The sequence below is a fragment of the Streptomyces sp. NBC_01267 genome, assembly GCF_036241575.1.
Classification (GTDB): domain Bacteria; phylum Actinomycetota; class Actinomycetes; order Streptomycetales; family Streptomycetaceae; genus Streptomyces.
In genome coordinates this window covers 2,223,769-2,241,236 of sequence record NZ_CP108455.1, presented here as the reverse complement: position 1 = coordinate 2,241,236, position 17,468 = coordinate 2,223,769, and the positions used below count along the sequence as shown (strand labels likewise).

Sequence of the window (17,468 nt, the reverse complement as noted above, 5' to 3'; positions counted from 1 at the left end):
CCCCTCGACGCCGCGAGCCCGGCTCCCGTTCGGCCCCCGCACCTGCCCCCGGTGCCGTGACAGCTGCCCCTCCGGACCCCGTCCCCGCGACGGCCGGTCCATCACTGGACCGGCCGCTCCGCTCAGTCGACCTCGACCACTGCCTGCGCGAACTGCGCCGCGTACAACCGCGCGTACGCCCCGTCCGCCGCCAGCAGCTCCTCGTGCGACCCCTGCTCGACGATCGCCCCGCTCTCCATCACCAGAATCACATCCGCGTCCCGGATCGTGGACAGCCGGTGTGCGATGACGAAGCTCGTACGACCGTGCGCCAGCCGGGCCATCGCCTTCTGGATCAGCACCTCGGTACGGGTGTCGACGGAGCTCGTCGCCTCGTCCAGCACCAGGATCACCGGCTCGGACAGGAACGCCCGCGCGATCGTGATCAGCTGCTTCTCGCCCGCGCTCACCCCGGTGCCCTCGTCGTCGATCACCGTGTCGTAGCCCTCGGGGAGGGTGCGGATGAAGCGGTCGGCGTGGGCCGCGCGGGCCGCTTCCTCGATCTGCTCGCGGGTGACCGGACGCGAGGAGCCGTACGCGATGTTGTCCGCGATCGAGCCGCCGAAGAGCCAGGTGTCCTGGAGCACCATCCCTATGCCGGAACGCAGGTCCTCACGGGACATCCTGGCGATGTCGACACCGTCGAGCACGATCCGCCCGCCGGTCACTTCGTAGAACCGCATCAGCAGATTCACCAGGGTCGTCTTGCCCGCGCCGGTCGGACCGACGATCGCGACCGTGTGCCCCGGCTCCACCGACAGCGACAGATCGTCGATGAGCGGCTTGTCCGGTGAGTACCGGAAGGCGACCTTCTCCAGCGAGATGCTGCCGCGCAGGTTCTCGGGCCGCTCGGCGGTCTCCGCGTCGGGCTCCTGCTCCTCCGCGTCGAGCAGTTCGAAGATCCGCTCGGCGGACGCGACGCCCGACTGCACCAGGTTCGCCATCGACGCGACCTGCGTCAGCGGCTGCGAGAACTGCCGCGAGTACTGGATGAAGGCCTGGACGTCACCGATCGACAGCGAGCCCGAAGCGACCCGGAGGCCGCCGATGACCGCCACCAGCACGTAGTTGAGGTTGGAGACGAACATCATCAGCGGCTGCATGATCCCGCTGTTGAACTGCGCCTTGAAGCCCGCCTCGTACAGCGCGTCGTTCTGCTCGCGGAACGCCTCCGCCGACTCCTCCTGCCGCCCGAAGACCTTCACCAGGGCGTGCCCGGTGTACATCTCCTCGATGTGGGCGTTGAGCTTGCCGGTGACCTTCCACTGCTGCACGAACTGCGGCTGCGACCGCTTGCCGACCCGCGTCGCCACCAGGACCGACAGCGGTACGGTCACCAGCGCGACCAGCGCGAGGATCCAGGAGATCCAGAACATCATCACCAGCACACCGATGATGGTCAGCAGCGAGTTGACCAGCTGTCCCATCGTCTGCTGCATGGTCTGGCCGATGTTGTCGACGTCGTTGGTCGTCCGGCTGAGCACCTCGCCGCGCTTCGCCTTGTCGTAGTACGACAGCGGCAGCCGCGACAGCTTCGCCTGGATCTCCTCACGCATCCGGTACACGGCCTGGTTGATGATCCGCGCCGCGAGCCGGGTGGTGGTCAGCATCAGCAGGCCCGCGCAGACGAACGCCGCCAGCGCGAGCAGCAGGATCTTGCCGACCTCGGTGAAGTCGATGCCCTGGCCCGGAGTGAAGTCGACACCGGAGAGCATGTCGGCCATGGCGCCTTGGCCCTTGGCGCGCAGCCCCTGAAGGGCCTGCGCCTTGGTCGTGCTCGCCGGCAGCTGCCGGCCGATGATCCCACCGAAGATCAGGTCGGTCGCCCGGCCGAGGATCTTCGGCCCGATCACCGAGAGAGCGACGCTGCCGACCACGGCCGTCAGCATCGCGAAGAGCGCGGGGCGGTCCTGCGCGAGCATCCGCAGCAGCCGTTTGCCCGACCCCTTGAAGTCCATGGACTTCTGGGTCGGCCCCATCATCATGCGTCCACCAGGACCGGCCATCAGGCTGCCTCCGCCTCGGTCAGCTGGGAGAGCACGATCTCCCGGTATGTCTCATTGCCGTCCATCAACTCGTGATGGCGGCCGGTTCCGACCACCCGGCCCTCGTCCATCACGACGATCCGGTCCGCGTCGCGGATGGTGGAGACGCGCTGCGCGACGATCACCACGGTCGCCTCGGCGGTCTCCAGCCGCAGCGCGGTCCGCAGCGCCGCGTCCGTCGCGTAGTCCAGTGCCGAGAAGGAGTCGTCGAAGAGGTAGATCTCCGGCCGCTGGACCAGCGTCCTGGCGATCGCGAGCCGCTGCCGCTGCCCGCCGGAGACATTGGTGCCGCCCTGGGCGATCGGCGCGTCCAGCCCGCCCTCCAGCTTCTCCACGAAGTCCTTGGCCTGCGCGACCTCCAGCGCGTGCCACAGCTCCTCATCGGTCGCGTCCGGGTTTCCGTACCGCAGGTTCGTCGCGACGGTCCCCGAGAACAGATACGGCTTCTGCGGCACCAGCGACACGGTCTTCGCCAGTAGCGTGGGATCGATCTGCCGGACGTCCGCGCCGTCCACCAGCACCTCGCCGCCGGTGGCGTCGAACAGCCGCGGCACCAGGCCGAGCAGCGTCGACTTCCCGCTGCCCGTCGATCCGATCACCGCGGTCGTCTCACCGGGCAGCGCCTCCAGGGCGATGTCCCGCAGCACCGAAGCCTCGGCGCCCGGGTACTTGAAACCGGCCCCCCGGATCTCCAGATGGCCGTGCCTGACCAGTTCCCGCACCGGCTCCAGCGGCGGCACCACGCTGGACTCGGTGCCGAGCACCTCCTGGATCCGCTCGGCACAGACCTCCGCACGCGGCACCATCATGAACATGAAGGTGGCCATCATCACGGACATCACGATCTGCATCAGATACGAGAGGAACGCGGTCAGCGCCCCGATCTGCATGGCCCCGCTGTCGATCCGGTGCGCGCCGAACCAGACCACCGCGATCGACGAGACGTTCACCACGGTCATCACCGTCGGGAACATGAGCGCCATCAGCCGCGCGGTCCCCAGGGAGACCTCGGTCAGCTCGGTGTTGGCGCCCTTGAAGCGCTCCTTCTCGTAGTCGTCCTTGACGAACGCGCGGATGACGCGGTTGCCGGTGATCTGCTCGCGCAGCACCCGGTTCACCGTGTCGAGCCGGACCTGCATCTGCCGGAAGAGCGGGCGCATGCGCCGGACGATCAGGGAGACCAGGACGAGCATGACCGGGAGGACCGCGACCAGGACGAGCGAGAGCGGTACGTCCTGTCCGAGCGCCAGGACGATGGCGCCCACACACATGATCGGCGCCGAAGCCATCAGCGTGAACGACATCAGCACCAGCATCTGGATCTGCTGGACGTCATTGGTGGTGCGGGTGATGAGGGACGGCGCCCCGAAGTGCCCGACCTCGCGCGCCGAGAAGGACTGCACCCGGTCGAAGACCCCGGCACGGATGTCCCGGCCGAGGGCGGAGGCCGTCCGCGCACCGAAGTAGACGGCGCCGATGTTGCAGATCACCTGGACCACGCTGATGGCGATCATGACGCCACCGAAGGTCAGGATGTAACCCGAGTCACCCTTCACGACACCGTTGTCAATGATGTCCGCGTTGAGAGTCGGCAGGTAGAGGGTGGCGCAGGTCTGGAACAGCTGAAGCAGCGCCAGCAGGGCCATCGGTTTCTTGTACGGACGCAGGTACGTCCGCAGGAGTTGTATGAGCACGCGCTGTCTCTCGGGGTCGGCGGTCCGGCAGGGCAGATCCCCCCAGTTTCCGGTACCGGCCCTCCCGAAACTAACTGTTTTCCTCAAGGACAGGTCAAGACGACCGCATCAGGACGGCTCGCCGAAGGCTCCCGGATGGATCTGGTCACGGGTGGCTGCGTACTGCTTACGCACGGCTTGCCCCACCGCCAGTTCCTCGCCCGGTTCGAGCACCTGCGCCGCCGCGCCCTGCCAGGCGGGCGGGGTCTTCGCGTCCAGCGTTCCCCGGGAGACCCCGAGAGCCCACGCGGCCTGCCTCGCGGCGCCGACCGCGGCGTAGTCGGCGGGCTGCGGTACGACGACCTGCGCCCCGAAGATCCCGGGCGCCGCGGCCCGGACGGCGGGCAGTTCGGCGGCGGCGCCCAGCAGGAACACCCGGCGCACCTCGACGCCGCGGTCCCGGAGTACGTCCATCGCGTCGGCCAGTGAACAGAGCATGCCCTCGAAGGCGGCCCGCGCCAGATGCTCACGCTTCATCGACTCACGCCGCAGCCCGGACAGGGTCCCCGCGGTGTGCGGCAGGTCGGGGGTGCGCTCGCCCTCCAGGTACGGCAGGAGTACGAGTCCGGAGGAGCCGGGGGTGGAGGTCAGCGCGAGGGCCGAAAGGGCCTCCAGATCCTCGACCCCGAGCAGCTCGGCGGTGCCGCGCAGGGCCCGTACGGCGTTGAGCGTATGCACGACGGGCAGATGCATGCCGGTCGCGTCGGCGAAAGACGTGATCATCCCGGACGGGTCGGCCAGCGCCTCGTGATGCACCGCCATCACCGAACCCGAAGCGCCCAGCGACACGACCACGTCCCCGGCCGCGACCCCGAGCCCGAACGCGGCGGCCATCGTCTCGCCCGTCCCGGCGGAGATCAGCAGCCCTTCGGGGGTGGTCCCCGCCGTGTCGGACGGGCCGAGCACCTCGGGCAGCGCGGCCGGGTGACCGAGTGCCAGCTCCACCAGGTCGGGACGGTAGGCGCCGGTCGCCGCCGACCAGTAGCCGGTACCCGAGGCCGCGCCCCGGTCGGTGATCCGCCGGGCGGGGCGGCCCAGGAGCTGCCACACCAGCCAGTCGTGCGGCTGGAGCAGGGCGGCGACCTGCGCGGCGGCCTCCGGCTCGTGCTTCGCCAGCCAGCGCAGCTTCGCCACCGGCTGCGCGGACTGCGGTACGGACCCGACGGCCTCGGCCCACGCGGACCGGCCGCCGAGCGAGTCGATCAGATCCGCCGCGGCGACCTGCGCCCGCTTGTCGTTGCCGACCAGCGCGGGACGTACGAGATTGCCCTGCCGGTCCAGCGGCACCAGACCGTGCTGCTGCGCGGAGACGCCGATGGCCTGCACGCCCTCCAGGAGGCCTCCGGCCGCCGCCTCGCCGAGCGAGAGCAGCCAGGCCTGCGGATCGACCTCGTACACCTTCGGGTCGATCGGGTGCGGCGCGTACCCCTGCCGCAGCACGGCACCTGTGTCCGCGTCGCAGACGACGATGCGCGTGAACGCGGAAGAGCTGTCAAGACCGGCGACTATCCCCATGCGGACCGATTGTGCCGTACAACCGGAACGTCAGGTGTTGGTGGTGCCCCAGTCGTCCTCCACGGCGCCGTTGCGCTCCCGCAGCGAGCGGACCCGCTGGGCCATCGCTTCGGGCATCCGGTCCCCGACCTTCTCGCTCACCGTGTGGAGAGCCTTGCCCGCGACATCCCGCCCGTTCTGCGCTGCGGCCTCGGCGGCGTTGCGCACGGCGGGGTTCTCCGCGACCTGGCGGGCGGACTTCTTCAACTGCTCGTAACGCTCCCGCCCGGCCCGTGTGCCGATCACGTATCCGAGAGCGAGTCCAACGACGAACGTCAGCTTGTACCGCATGGCTGCCTTCCCTTGTGCCGGTGCTGCCCGCCTACCCGGCAACGCGCGTGATCACCCGGGGCGGAACCGATTGGCGGAGCACCCCCCTGCTTGCGCTAATGTATGTGTCGCAGCGAGCACACGCCCCCCGGGATCGTTCGGACGGGTACGTTCGGTGCAAAGAGCAATCCCCTGTAGCTCAATTGGCAGAGCAGCCGGCTGTTAACCGGCAGGTTACTGGTTCGAGTCCAGTCGGGGGAGCGCGGTCCCCTGTAGCTCAATTGGCAGAGCATTCGGCTGTTAACCGGAGGGTTACTGGTTCGAGTCCAGTCGGGGGAGCACATGACGGAAGAGGGCCCCCCGGGGCCCTTTTTCGTGTGTCTTTCCCACCCTGGTGGAACCGCCCGGCCTGCAGCGCAGTCCTCATGGTCAGGCGAAGCCGACCATCCGAGGCAGGAGATCGTATGAGCGGCTATGCTGCGGCAGACGGCGCGCACAGGTGTGCGCGCCACGCCGTAAAGGGGCGGTAGCTCAGCCGGTTAGAGCAGCGGACTCATAATCCGTCGGCCGTGGGTTCGAGTCCCACCCGCCCCACCGAGTATCCCCAGGCAGAATCGTTCTGACCTGGGGAAACGTGTTTTTCGGGGGCTGTTTTGCGTGTGGCGGACGCCTAACGGGGGTGTGGCGAGTGTGCGTCCTCGCGTGTGGCGGATGAGTCTTTGGCTGCTGTGACCTGGGCTTTTGTCGTGGCGCCTCCGTGGGATGCGTGATGGGGCGTCCCACCCGCCTCGTTTCGAGAGTTGAGTGATTGGGCTGTCGCCCTCGCTCTCCGTCAGGGTTGCTCCGAAGGGCGCCGGTTCCGCGCCGGCAGATATTGGGGTCGACCAGGTGCCCCGTGGGCGACCTGCGCCTGCGGGGATGCTCCGGTCACCGAGGGCGCGAGCTACGTCAGGGACGAGTCGACCCGCGCTCAGGGGTCTGATGCACGATCGGGTGACATCTGAACTGGCTTGCCCTGTAGGGCAGGTGGGAAGGATGTCGCTGTGCCCAAGCCTTATCCGGAAGAGTTCCGCGAGGATGTCGTGCGGGTCGCGAGGAACCGCGCCCCGGGTGTGACGGTCGAGCAGGTGGCCGCCGACTTCGGCGTTCACGCGATGACGCTGTGGAAGTGGATGCGCCGGGCGGACGGCGACGCCGGGACGAAGCCCGGTACGACCGGCCAGGAGAGCACGGAACTGCGCGAAGCACGTCGGCGGATCAAGCTGCTGGAGCAGGAGAACGAGGTCCTGCGCCGGGCTGCGGCCTACCTGTCGCAGGCGTATTTGCCGGGAAAAGGATCTACCCGCTCGTAAGGGAGCTGGCCGTGGACGGGGTTCCCGTCACGGTCGCGTGCCGGGTCCTGAAGCTCGCCAGACAGCCCTACTATCGCTGGCTCGACAAGCCGGTGACCGACGCTGCGGTCGAGGAGGCGTATCGCTCAAACGCGTTGTTCGACGCCCACCGCGAGGACCCGGAGTTCGGTTACCGCTTCCTGGCTGACGAAGCACGAGTCACGGGAGCCGGCATGGCGGACCGGACCGCGTGGCGGATCTGCCGGGACAACCGCTGGTGGAGCGTGTTCGGCAAAAAACGCGGCAGGGTCAAGAAGTCCGGTCCGCCGGTGCACGACGACCTCGTCCGCCGCGACTTCACCGCGGATGGCCCGAACAGGCTCTGGCTCACCGACATCACCGAACATCCCACAGCGGAAGGGAAGCTGTATCTCTGCGCGATCAAGGACGTCTTCAGCAAGAGGATCGTGGGCTACTCGATCGACGAGCGGATGAAGTCCCGCCTGGCCGTCGCCGCCCTGGACAACGCTGTTGCCCGGCGTGACAGCGTCGCCGGGTGCGTCCTGCACAGCGATCGCGGGTCGCAGTTCCGGTCCCGGAAATTCGTCCGCGCACTCGGCCACCACCAGATCGTCGGCTCGATAGGACGGGTCGGCGCGGCGGGCGACAACGCAGCCATGGAGTCCTTCTTCAGCCTGCTGCAGAAGAACGTCCTCGACCGCCGCACGTGGGCCACCCGCCAGGAACTGCGGATCGCCATCGTGACCTGGATCGAGAAGACCTACCACCGGCGCCGTCGACAAGCCGCACTCGGCCGACTGACCCCTGTCGAATTCGAAACCGTCATGACCACACCGGCCCTCCAGGCCGCGTGACTGAACTTGTCACCCAACCCTGCATCAGACCCAACTGCTACACCGGCAACATGTCCGCCAGCTGCGCATCCGAACAGCCCGACCACAACAGCAAAGCCGGACGCGCACGCTCCAAACAGCTCGCAGCCGCTATCGACGCGCCCCGCTACTGCTACGGCGGCAGCCAATCGGCAAGCTGCTCCTCGAACACCTCGAAGGCGACAGCGCATCGGAAATCTAAGACCAATAACATGATGAAGGCGCAGGCCAACGCTCGGGCCAAGAAAAAAGCCGAAGCTGAACGCCGCAAGAAGGACGGCATCTTCGGATGGGTGAAGAAGGGAGTCAGCGCGGCACACGGGTTCATGCAGGAGCACAGCACGCTCCTGGGAGGGATCGGCGTGGTGCTTGGCGTGGCCGCTATGATCACGCCAGTCGGATGGATAGTGGCAGCTGGATTTGCGCTTGCTGCCGTCACCACAGCTGACGCGTGTTTCTCTAAGCAATGGGGAAGTTGCGCGATTGGCGCTGTAAGCTTCGGGCTGGCTGGGGGCGGGGCTGCTCTCGCAAAATCGGCAGATTCGCTTAGTGCCGTTCCGAGTGCAGGAGGTTTCGGTCGCGAGGTACTTCAATCAGCGTATGAGGGAGGTATGCGCGGTATCGGACGTGTTTCCGATGGTGCCTCTGTAGCCTTTGCCGGAATCGGAACTCTGACGGGAGGGAATCTTGGCCACTCCCGCACAGAGGACGACTATTAATTAGTCATAACCTGCGATGGTTCCAACAGTTCAACTGGCGGAACCATGCAAGAGGTGCCAGGGTTTCGATCACGGCACATTAATCTCGATCTTTCGTCACGGTCCGTCGGTTTCCACGGCGGGCCGTTTCGATTGTTCCGGCTGTTGATGGCAGGGTTGATGACTCGGCCGTCGGTCATGGTGGAGGGCGTTGAGCGACTGGTTCCGGTCGAGGTGGTGCTGTCCGCAGGGACGGGAACTGGCTGGCATCTGTGGCACTGATGCCTGTCGGCCTCGGGGCGCTCGATCTGGGAAAGGTCCCGAACCTGGACCGACGTGATCATCAACGCTCTTGCGCAGCTCGAAGTTCTCCCAAACCTCAGCTGACCAGCATTTACCGCCCCTGCGAACAGCACCACCTCGACCGGAACCATCGAACCCAGCTCCCGCCCCGCCGCGCCAGCCGGGCGGCCCAAAGCCCAAGGCCGTGAAGTTACGGCTCCGGGTGGGTTGGCGATTGTGCTCTGATCTGCCGCGTTCTCGTATGTGAGAAGCGGAGCCCCGGTAGAACTGGCAGTCGACCAAGACAGCCGTTCACAGCACCGGAGGCTCCGCTGTCCGATCAGTGTGTCATCACGCGTGAAATCATGGTAACTAAGGGCCTGTTCGCCCCCGGGCACCTACCAGATCGTCCCGTTCGAGATGGTCGATGCGGCCCTTACCGAGACGGGTGCCGTCCAGCAACGGCTGCGGAAGATCCCCGCCCGGGTCGTGGTCTACCTGCTGTTAGCCGCAGCCCTGTTCGAGGACTGCGGCTACCTGGCCGTCTGGCGCAAGCTCACTGCCGCACTGGAGGCGATACCGGGTCGTGAAGGTCACCGGCCCCGCGCTCTGGGACGCCCGGACCCATCTGGGTGTCCGCCCGATGCAGGCCCTGTTCGACCTGCTGCGCGGGCCGGCCACGGCGATCCGTACCGCCGGCGCCCGTTTCAAAGGTCTGCTGACCGTCGCGATCGACGGCACCTGCCTCGATGTCCCCGACAGCCCGCTGCACCGGGCCCGACTCGGCAAGGGCACCAACCAGTACGCAGCCTCCGGCTACCCGCAGATCTGCCTGACCACCCTGGTGGCCTGCGGCACCCGCGCGGTCCTGGACGCCGCCTTCGGACCCCCGCTCCAGCGGAGAGACCGTCTACGGCAAGCGGCTGACGCGTTCCCTGCACGCCGGGATGATCGTCCTGCTGGACCGGGGTTTCTCCGGCAATCCGTTTCCTGGCTGCGGTCGCCGCCACCGAGGCCGCGTTCCTGGCTCGCCTCTCGGCCGCCCGCAAGCCACCGGTCCTGGCCCGCTTCGACGACGGCTCCTACCTCTCCCGCTTCGGCGCCCTCGAGGTCCGCATCATCGAGTGCGAGATCACCATCACCACCAGCCGGGGCCGTCAGACCGGGCTCTACCGACTGGCCACCAACCTCCTTGACCACCACCGCTACCCAGCATCCGACCTGGTCAGCCTGTATCACGAAAGGTGGGAAGTGGAGAGCGCCTACTTCGCGATCAAGAAGTCCATGCTGGGCCGCCGGGTCCTGCGCTCGAAGACCTGGGCCGGCATCGCCCAGGAGGTCTACGCCCTGCTCAGTGCCTACCAGGTCCTGCGGATCGCGATCGCCGACGCCACCGAGACCACACCCGGAACGGACCCGGACCGCGGCAGTTTCAGCGTCGCGCTTCGATGCGCCCGCGATCAGATCGTTCAGGCCGCGGGCATCATCGCCGACACCGCCATCGACCTCGTCGGAACGATCGGCCGAGCCGTCCTGGACCAGCTCATGCCCACCCGCCGCCTCCGCATCAGCCCTCGCGCAGTGAAACGGCCCTTGTCCCGGTACGCGTACAAGAGCCTCAAGGTCGACCGACGCAGCTACACGGCCACCCTCAGCATCAACATCTTGACGCCCACGATCAGCCCGTAACTTCACGGCCTTGGCCCAAAGCCCGGCCGCCTACAGCCCGAACAACAGGCGGAACGGCCCATCGAAGAAACCGACGGGCCGTCACGAAAGTCGAGACTGAACAGTCGCCCGTTTCTGTAGCATCACGAGTATGACCAATGCATGGATCACTCTCGACACTGCCGGACGGCGTAAGATCTGGTGGAGAATTGCCGGATTGACGCTTATATGTGCTGGTCTAGCGGCGGTGATGTCACTATCTGAGCCTACGGTGCCCTGGTGGTGGATCGGAGGTGTAGCCGTGTTCTGGTTGATCGCGCTTTCCACTATGGTCAAGCGCGGATACGGCAGGTCGCTCCTTACTTCTGACCATCTAGTTTTCCGGACCCTTGTGAGCCGGAGGCCGATACCCTGGGTCGAGATAGCGCAGATCGAGAAGCGGCGTCACCAGTCACGTAGCTTTGAATGGTGGGACGTACGCGTTGTTCGGGTCAGCGGAAGATCGCTTACCGTCCCCGGCACCTTCACTAGCAAACGGTACGATGCCGCACTTGAGCAGAAGTTGGCTTTGATCCGTGAATACTGGTCTCGCTCGACCAGTCGCTGATTACGCTTTGCGCTCGTAACATGATCTTGGCGAAACGTGCTGGTTGTCCGTGCCCGGTGTGAAGATTCGGTCGTTCGTGATGGTGTGAGTAATCGGCCGTGGATCGTGGACGACGACTTGTGGGCGCTGATTGAGCCGCTCCTGCCTCCTTGGCCGGAGCGGTCGCCGGGGCCGAGACCGGTGCCGGATCGGCTCTGCCTACAGGACATCCTGTTCCGTCCTCTACAACGACATGGCGTGGCAACTACTACCGCTGGAGTTGGAGTTCGGCTCGGGTCAGACGTGCTGGCGGCCGTCTGGACCGGTGGCAGGAGGCGGGGGTCTTCGACCGGCTGCATCAGGTTCTGCTCGCAGAGCTGAACGCGGTCGGCGAACTCGATTGGTCCCGGGCCTGCGTGGATGGTTCCCACATCCGCGCGGAAAAGAGTGCGCCGACACCGGTCGACCGAGGGAAGACGGGCAGCAAACACCACCTGGTCTGCGATGGACGCGGCACCCCGCTCAAAGTCATCGCCACTGCGGTGAACGTTAACGACATCACCCAGACCCTTAATCTGGTCGATGGCATCCCGCCCGTCGCTGGCCGGCTCGGCCGACCGCGACGGCACCCCGAGTCTGTCCTGGGCGACAAGGCGTACGACTCGAAGGCCGTACGCCGGGAACTGCGGCGCCGCAGGGATCCCGCCGGTCATCTCCCGCAAGGGCGCCCCGAACATCAAGGGCCTGGGCAAGCTCCGCTACGTCGTCGAGCAGACCTTCACCCTGCTCCACCAGTTCAAACGTCTCGCCGTCCGATGGGACCGACGCATCGAACTCCACGACGCCTTGGTCTCGTTGGGCTGCAGCCTCATCTGCTGGAGGCGCCTCAAGAAGATCGGATCATGAACTTGCGCTGCAGTTCTAGGAGTTACGGCTCACGATTGAGTTGGTGTATGACGCGAGATCGTGGACCCAAACCTGCAGACGCCGTCTCCTGAGCATGTCCAGGAGAGGGAGGGTGTGTCGGTAGGTCGCTGACCAGGTGATGTCGGTGCCGCCATGGGGGGCTCGGGCCAGGTCCACAGACCCTCGATGAGAGGTGAACAGTCCTGCGGCCTGTTCGTAGCTGAACCGCTGGTCGGGAACCATCTCGACGACGCGCTCGCGGCAGCACACACGCCCAGTGCAGGAACGGATGGTGCGCAGGTCATCCACGCGCGCCGGTCGGTCAACTCCCGCAGGCACATCCCACTCGACGTCGGCGTAGGCGGACCACAACGGCCAGGATTCTGCATCCAGGAGCGCCGCGTAGACGATGGCGGCAGATGCCGATGAGTGCGAAGAAGCAGTAACACCGAGAGGCGACACCCTAACAAGGGTAGACCGCGTCTCACCGTGATCTGTTACGAGCTCTTAGGATCGCGGTATCAGGGGCGCGTCCATAATTCTTATGGACGCGCCCCTCCTTGTTGTAACCGGGTCTGGGCAGCGCCCTTCGGGATGAGCCCTGTTCCGCTTGCTCCGCTTTCGCAAGCCGAAAGGCCGGCGCGCCGGAGGTCCGTTGGACGTAATACTCCGCGGCCGGCGGGCCGGACGGTTCGACCCGTTCGTCGCCCCCGCGCCCGCGGCCACCTCGGCACGGAGAGTGGGGGGACCCCGGAAGCGTCGGCGCCGCGGCTGCGGGGATACTCCGGCGCACGGTCACGTTATTTCTGTCCAGTTTTCGTCGTCCCCGGCATGGTGCTGGTCCGGCGTACGGCAGAGGCCCAGACCGGTGCGTACGGCTGACCCCGCCCGGTGCTTCCGCCGGATGATCTTTCGCTACGCAGGGTCATCGCGCCCGCCGCGAGTAATGGTGAGGAAGGAGGCTCGAATCCCGTTGCAGCGCAGAGGTGATCCGTGGCCGTGGGTGCCGAGCCCCCATACTGCTCGGGGGCGGCGGTCGTGCTGGGCGAAAAGAAACTGGTGTGGCGAACGCCTAACCGCTCCCGATCGAGCTGGATCAAGGAGAACGTAGCCGGATGGAATCGGGCCTATATATCCGTTTCTTCGGCATCGTCGCAGGTGAGAACCGTCACCGGTTTGGGTTCGAGTCCCACCCGCCCCACCGCCCGCAGGTCAGGCGAAACGTTCTGACCTGCGGAAACGTGGTTTTCCCTTTGCTGGGGTGCCATGAATCGGTGCGGCGAGCGTGCATCGTTGTGAGCCTCCGCCGGTTTTGGGTCGTCGCCGTCCGTACCGCAGGCTGTGACCGCTGGCAAGCCGTTGACTTCGACGGACTGGTCCTCTCGGTTCGCCCCCCAAAGCAACTAAATGAAAACGGCCACTTCGCCGGGTAAAGTCCCAGCTCAGGAAGTGTTGCCCCCGCGCCCGCGGGGATGGTCCGTTGCGCTGATCCAGGGGGACTTGATGACTGACGTTGCCCCCGCGCCCGCGGGGATGGTCCCCGATCTCCGCCCGCAACCGATCCAGCGGAACCGTTGCCCCCGCGCCCGCGGGGATGGTCCGGTGGGCGGCCCGGCGGCGGCATCGGCTTCGGTGTTGCCCCCGCGCCCGCGGGGATGGTCCGCATTGTGGCCCTGACCTGTCTACCGGAGTCGCGTTGCCCCCGCGCCCGCGGGGATGGTCCGCTCGGCTACAACTCCCAGGTGGAAGGCGGGCCGTTGCCCCCGCGCCCGCGGGGATGGTCCGGGCACCAGGGCGCGGCCGGGTCGGGGTTGAGCGTTGCCCCCGCGCCCGCGGGGATGGTCCCCTCGCACAACTCAGGACTCTGCACCTGGAACTGTTGCCCCCGCGCCCGCGGGGATGGTCCGCGTGGCGGCGACGTCGCTGTGGGAGCGGGCCGGTTGCCCCCGCGCCCGCGGGGATGGTCCCCGGGTTTTTCCCGATTTCGTCGCTGACCTGCGGTTGCCCCCGCGCCCGCGGGGATGGTCCGGTCTTCCCACCCGGGCAGGGAGCGCCACCGGTGTTGCCCCCGCGCCCGCGGGGATGGTCCGGCCTTGGCCGTGTCCCGGGTCGCTCCGGAGAGGTTGCCCCCGCGCCCGCGGGGGCCCGTGCCAGAGCACCTGGAGATGGCTGAACTCCTTGTCGGCCCTGTGTCCGTGGGGATACTCCTTGAGGTCGGACGGGGCTGCGTAGTCACGAGCTGCGGAGATGGTCCGGGCCGTGTCCGGTCCTCTGGTGGCCGTTCAAAGTTGCCCGCGCCCGCGGGGGATCTTCCAGCAGGACGGGAACGGCGCCACCCCGGGTTGAGGACACGTCGGGCGTTGTGCCACGAGTGTGACCGCATATCGCCTTGGCCCACGGGGTGCCCCACGAGCGCCAGCGTGCTTGTTCAAGGCCTGGGAGAGTCGCGGCATCTCAGGTTCCGGGCTCTCGGCGTTTCCGCAGGCCAAGTCTCTTGTCAGTGGTGGCCTCTACGCTCTGGTGCTCAGTTCTGGATGAGCGCGTGGAGGCATGGTGGATGTTCGGGAGCTGAGTGGACGTTACGAACCTTTTGTGGTGCGGGCGCTGGAGACGCTCTGGGGGAAGTCGCGGGAGCGGGCAGGCGGCACCACGAACCTTCTGATGGCGCACCTTCTGGATACTGCTGCGGTTGCGGAGCTGCTGTGGGACGGGTTCCTTGCGCGTTCGACGCGGTCGGCGCTGGACGAGATGGCTGGTGGACCGGGGCAGGGGCGGCGGCTGTTCGCGTGGTTGTGCGGGGTTCACGATTGCGGGAAGGCGACGCCGGCGCATCAGCGGTTATGGCCGGAGGGCGCGGAGGCTGTGCTTCGGGCGGGGTTGACGTGGCTTGAGACCGCTGCTGTGTCGGGGGCGAAGCAGCAGAAGCGGTGGCGTCACGACTGGGCCGGCGGGCTGATGGCGCGAGAATTGCTGGCCGAGGCTGGGTGGGATACGGAGCAGTTGGACTGGGTGTGGCCGTTGGTGGCTGGGCATCACGGTGCGTTTCCCTCGCTTCGGGATGTGCAGGAGCCTCGTTCGGCGAAGGGGCAGTTGCGGGGTAGGGGGGTGTGGCGTCGGGTTCAGCAGGCTTCGCTGGATGTGTTCACCCGGGAGCTCGGGTTCGGGGCGCTCCATGAGGTGGAGCCGGTGGTGGTTCCGTCCAGGGCGTTCCAGCTGCAGCTCAGCGGCCTGGTGGTCATGGCGGACTGGATCGCGAGTGACGAGCGCTTCTTCGTGGGCATGGACGATCTGCGGCTGGTGAGTCTGGAAGCTTCCCGCGAGCGGGCGGCGTCGGCGTGGAAGGCTCTGGGGCTGCAGGGCGGCTGGGGTGCTCTGGACGTGCCAGGGCCAGAGGCGTTCCGGGACCGGTTTGGGTATGCGCCGCGGCCCTCGCAATCGATGGTGGTTGAGGCAGTTCGCCGGATGGGCGGCCCGGGGCTTGTGGTGGTCGAAGCGCCGATGGGTGAGGGGAAGACGGAGGCTGCTCAGGCTGCGGCGGAAGTCCTGGCGGCCAGGTTCGGCGCGGATGGTGTGTTCGTGGGGATGCCGACGCAGGCGACCAGCGATCCCATGTTCACCCGCACGCGTCGATGGGTGGAGGCGATCGAAGGGCAACTCGCGTCCCGGGTGGTGCTGCTGCACGGCAAGAGGGCGTTCAACCGGGAGTGGAAGGCTCTGCTGGAGGACGCGGAGGTGTATGCGGACGGGGCGTTCTGCGGGGTGGATGAGTTCGGGTTGGACGACGACCCGTACGGCGTCGGACCTGAGGTGTGCGGCGTGCCGGAGCGGCAGGCGCCTGCCGAGTGGTTTCTGGGGCCGAAGCGTGGGCTGCTGGCCCCGTTCGTGGTCGGTACGGTCGATCAGCTGCTGTACGCGGCTACCCGAACGCGGCATGTGATGCTGCGGATGGCGGGCTTGGCGGGCAAGGTCGTGATTTTGGACGAAGTGCACGCGTGCGACGTCTACATGAGCCAGTTTCTGCGGGAGGCGCTGCGCTGGCTGGGCCAGGCCGGGGTGCCGGTGCTCGTCCTGTCGGCGACGCTTGCCCCCGCGCAGCGCCAGGCATTGGTCGAGGCGTATCTGGCCGGTGCGGCGTCACGTGAAGAGCTCCGGGTCGCGGTGCCTGAACCGCCCGGGTACCCGAGTGTCACGGTGGCATGGTCGCCCGCCTCGGGGGAGCCGCAGGTTCATGTGGATGCTGCGGGCAGTTGGCGCGAGGACCTCGGCGTGGCGGTGCGGGTGGTGCCCGAGACGGTGCTCGGTGCTCGGTCCTCGCGTGAGGAGCGGAGGCAGTTGCAGGGTGACGCGGATGCGAGGGTGGGGGACCTGCTGGCGAGTGAACTCGTCGACGGAGGGACCGCGCTCGTCATCCGCAACTCAGTTGCGCGGGCGCAGAGTCTCTACGAGGAGCTGCGCGGGCGGTTCGGCAAAGACGAAGTACGCCTTCTGCATGCCCGTTTCACTGTTGCCCGGCGTGCCGATCTGACGGAGGAGAGTCTGCGTCTACTGGGCCCGCGGACGCCGCGGCCCCGGGGCGGCCGGTTGATTCTCGTGGCAACTCAGCTCGCTGAGCAGTCCTTTGACGTCGACGCCGACATGCTGGTCACGGATCTGGCCCCCGTCGATCTTCTGCTGCAGCGCATAGGACGGCTGCACCGGCATGAGGACACGTGGCGCCCGGACAGGCTGCGCGTGCCACGGGTGTTCGTCACCGGGTTCGAGCCGCGTGAGGGCCGCGAACCGGCGTTCGGGTTTGCCAGCGAGATGATCTACGGGCGTCATCTGCTGCTGCGAACCGCTGCTGTGCTGCCTGGCGAGGGCGAGGCGTGGTCGATTCCGGGAGATGTGCCTGGGCTGGTGGGGAAGGTGTACGGGGCGGATGAGTCGCTGCTGCCCGAGGCGTGGCAGGAGGCCGGTGAGGTTGCCTGCCGGGAGCAGGCGGACCGGGACCGGGCCCGTGCCGAGGAGGCGCAGCAGTTCTTGCTGACCCCACACGGTGAGCACGAGAGGCGGACGCTGGCAGGTCTGCACTACGGCGGATCCACCGCGGGCAGCGACGAGGGTTCGTTGCAGGCGGCGGTTCGCGACGGTGATGAATCCGTCGAGGTCGTCCTGGTGGTCCGGGATGAGGGCGATGCGGTCTTCCGGACACTGGCCGGGCGAGCCTTGAGCGTCAATGGCGATGTGGCGCCGGACGTGCTGGACGAGGTGCTGGGCTCGGTGGTGCGGTTGCCATCGAAGTTCACACAAGCTGCCCTGGAGTTCGGGCCGTTGCCCGGTTGGCACGGGCATCCGTGGTTGCGCCGGAGTCGTGCTCTGGTGCTGGACGATTCGCGCAGGGCCCAACTGGGCGACTTCACGGTGTCGTACGACGACGAGTTCGGGCTCCGGCAGGTGTAGAGGGCCCGTGGCCGGTTGCGCGGC

The 17,468-nt window shown here is 67.2% G+C and carries 10 protein-coding genes, 3 tRNA genes, 1 pseudogene and 1 CRISPR repeat array; of the genes and pseudogenes, 9 read left to right on the top strand and 5 right to left on the bottom strand.

What is annotated here, in order from left to right; all coding sequences use genetic code 11:
* Nucleotides 1-122: 122 nt before the first annotated feature.
* The 4 genes from OG709_RS10355 to OG709_RS10340 form a co-directional block, all read right to left on the bottom strand.
* On the bottom strand, nt 123-2,045 hold the full coding sequence (locus tag OG709_RS10355) for an ABC transporter ATP-binding protein (RefSeq protein ID WP_250298195.1): 1,923 nt from the start codon (nt 2,043-2,045) through the stop codon (nt 123-125).
* Complete coding sequence (locus tag OG709_RS10350; RefSeq protein WP_250298194.1) at nt 2,045-3,778, bottom strand: ABC transporter ATP-binding protein; 1,734 nt, start codon at nt 3,776-3,778, stop codon at nt 2,045-2,047. Before OG709_RS10350 ends, OG709_RS10355 begins: the two co-directional genes overlap by 1 nt.
* A gap of 108 nt (nt 3,779-3,886) precedes the next feature.
* Nucleotides 3,887-5,332 (bottom strand): FGGY family carbohydrate kinase, encoded by a 1,446-nt coding sequence (locus OG709_RS10345; protein ID WP_329165730.1) that lies wholly within the window; start codon nt 5,330-5,332, stop codon nt 3,887-3,889.
* 30 nt (nt 5,333-5,362) lie between these two features.
* Entirely contained in the window at nt 5,363-5,662 is a 300-nt protein-coding gene (locus tag OG709_RS10340; RefSeq protein ID WP_250298192.1) for a YtxH domain-containing protein, read from the bottom strand.
* 167 nt (nt 5,663-5,829) lie between these two features.
* Here OG709_RS10340 and OG709_RS10335 point away from each other — a divergent pair.
* The 8 genes and pseudogenes from OG709_RS10335 to OG709_RS10300 all read left to right on the top strand — a co-directional run bounded on the left by OG709_RS10335 (nt 5,830) and on the right by OG709_RS10300 (nt 12,005).
* Nucleotides 5,830-5,902, top strand: a tRNA-Asn gene (locus tag OG709_RS10335).
* A gap of 5 nt (nt 5,903-5,907) precedes the next feature.
* Nucleotides 5,908-5,980, top strand: a tRNA-Asn gene (locus OG709_RS10330).
* Nucleotides 5,981-6,161: 181 nt separating this feature from the next.
* Nucleotides 6,162-6,235: transfer RNA gene (locus OG709_RS10325), tRNA-Ile, on the top strand.
* A 449-nt stretch (nt 6,236-6,684) separates the two neighbouring features.
* A protein-coding gene (locus OG709_RS10320; RefSeq protein ID WP_326694943.1) for an IS3 family transposase occupies nt 6,685-7,847 on the top strand; the annotation gives its coding sequence in 2 pieces (ribosomal slippage) (nt 6,685-6,969 and nt 6,972-7,847; 1,161 coding nt in all).
* 50 nt (nt 7,848-7,897) lie between these two features.
* A complete protein-coding gene (locus tag OG709_RS10315) occupies nt 7,898-8,584 on the top strand; it encodes a hypothetical protein (RefSeq protein WP_329165727.1) in 687 nt (228 codons plus the stop codon).
* Nucleotides 8,585-9,265: 681 nt separating this feature from the next.
* Nucleotides 9,266-9,772 carry a transposase domain-containing protein gene (locus OG709_RS10310; protein ID WP_250304058.1) on the top strand — a complete coding sequence of 169 codons (507 nt, stop codon included), beginning with the start codon at nt 9,266-9,268 and terminating at the stop codon, nt 9,770-9,772.
* Nucleotides 9,773-9,826: 54 nt separating this feature from the next.
* The gene (locus OG709_RS10305) at nt 9,827-10,534 is read left to right on the top strand and encodes a transposase (RefSeq protein WP_329169087.1); all 708 of its coding nucleotides are present in this window, start codon (nt 9,827-9,829) and stop codon (nt 10,532-10,534) included.
* 606 nt (nt 10,535-11,140) lie between these two features.
* Nucleotides 11,141-12,005, top strand: a pseudogene (locus OG709_RS10300) (IS5 family transposase).
* A 15-nt stretch (nt 12,006-12,020) separates the two neighbouring features.
* Here OG709_RS10300 and OG709_RS10295 read toward each other — a convergent pair.
* Nucleotides 12,021-12,467, bottom strand: a complete 447-nt coding sequence (locus tag OG709_RS10295) for an SRPBCC family protein (RefSeq protein ID WP_250304060.1) — start codon at nt 12,465-12,467, stop codon at nt 12,021-12,023.
* Nucleotides 12,468-13,456: 989 nt separating this feature from the next.
* Nucleotides 13,457-14,095: direct repeats of the CRISPR family, unit length 29 nt; unit sequence GTTGCCCCCGCGCCCGCGGGGATGGTCCG.
* Between the two features lie 460 nt (nt 14,096-14,555).
* Between OG709_RS10295 and cas3 the strand changes: the two genes are divergently transcribed.
* Entirely contained in the window at nt 14,556-17,444 is a 2,889-nt protein-coding gene (cas3, locus tag OG709_RS10290; RefSeq protein WP_266643302.1) for a CRISPR-associated helicase Cas3', read from the top strand.
* Nucleotides 17,445-17,468: the final 24 nt, after the last annotated feature.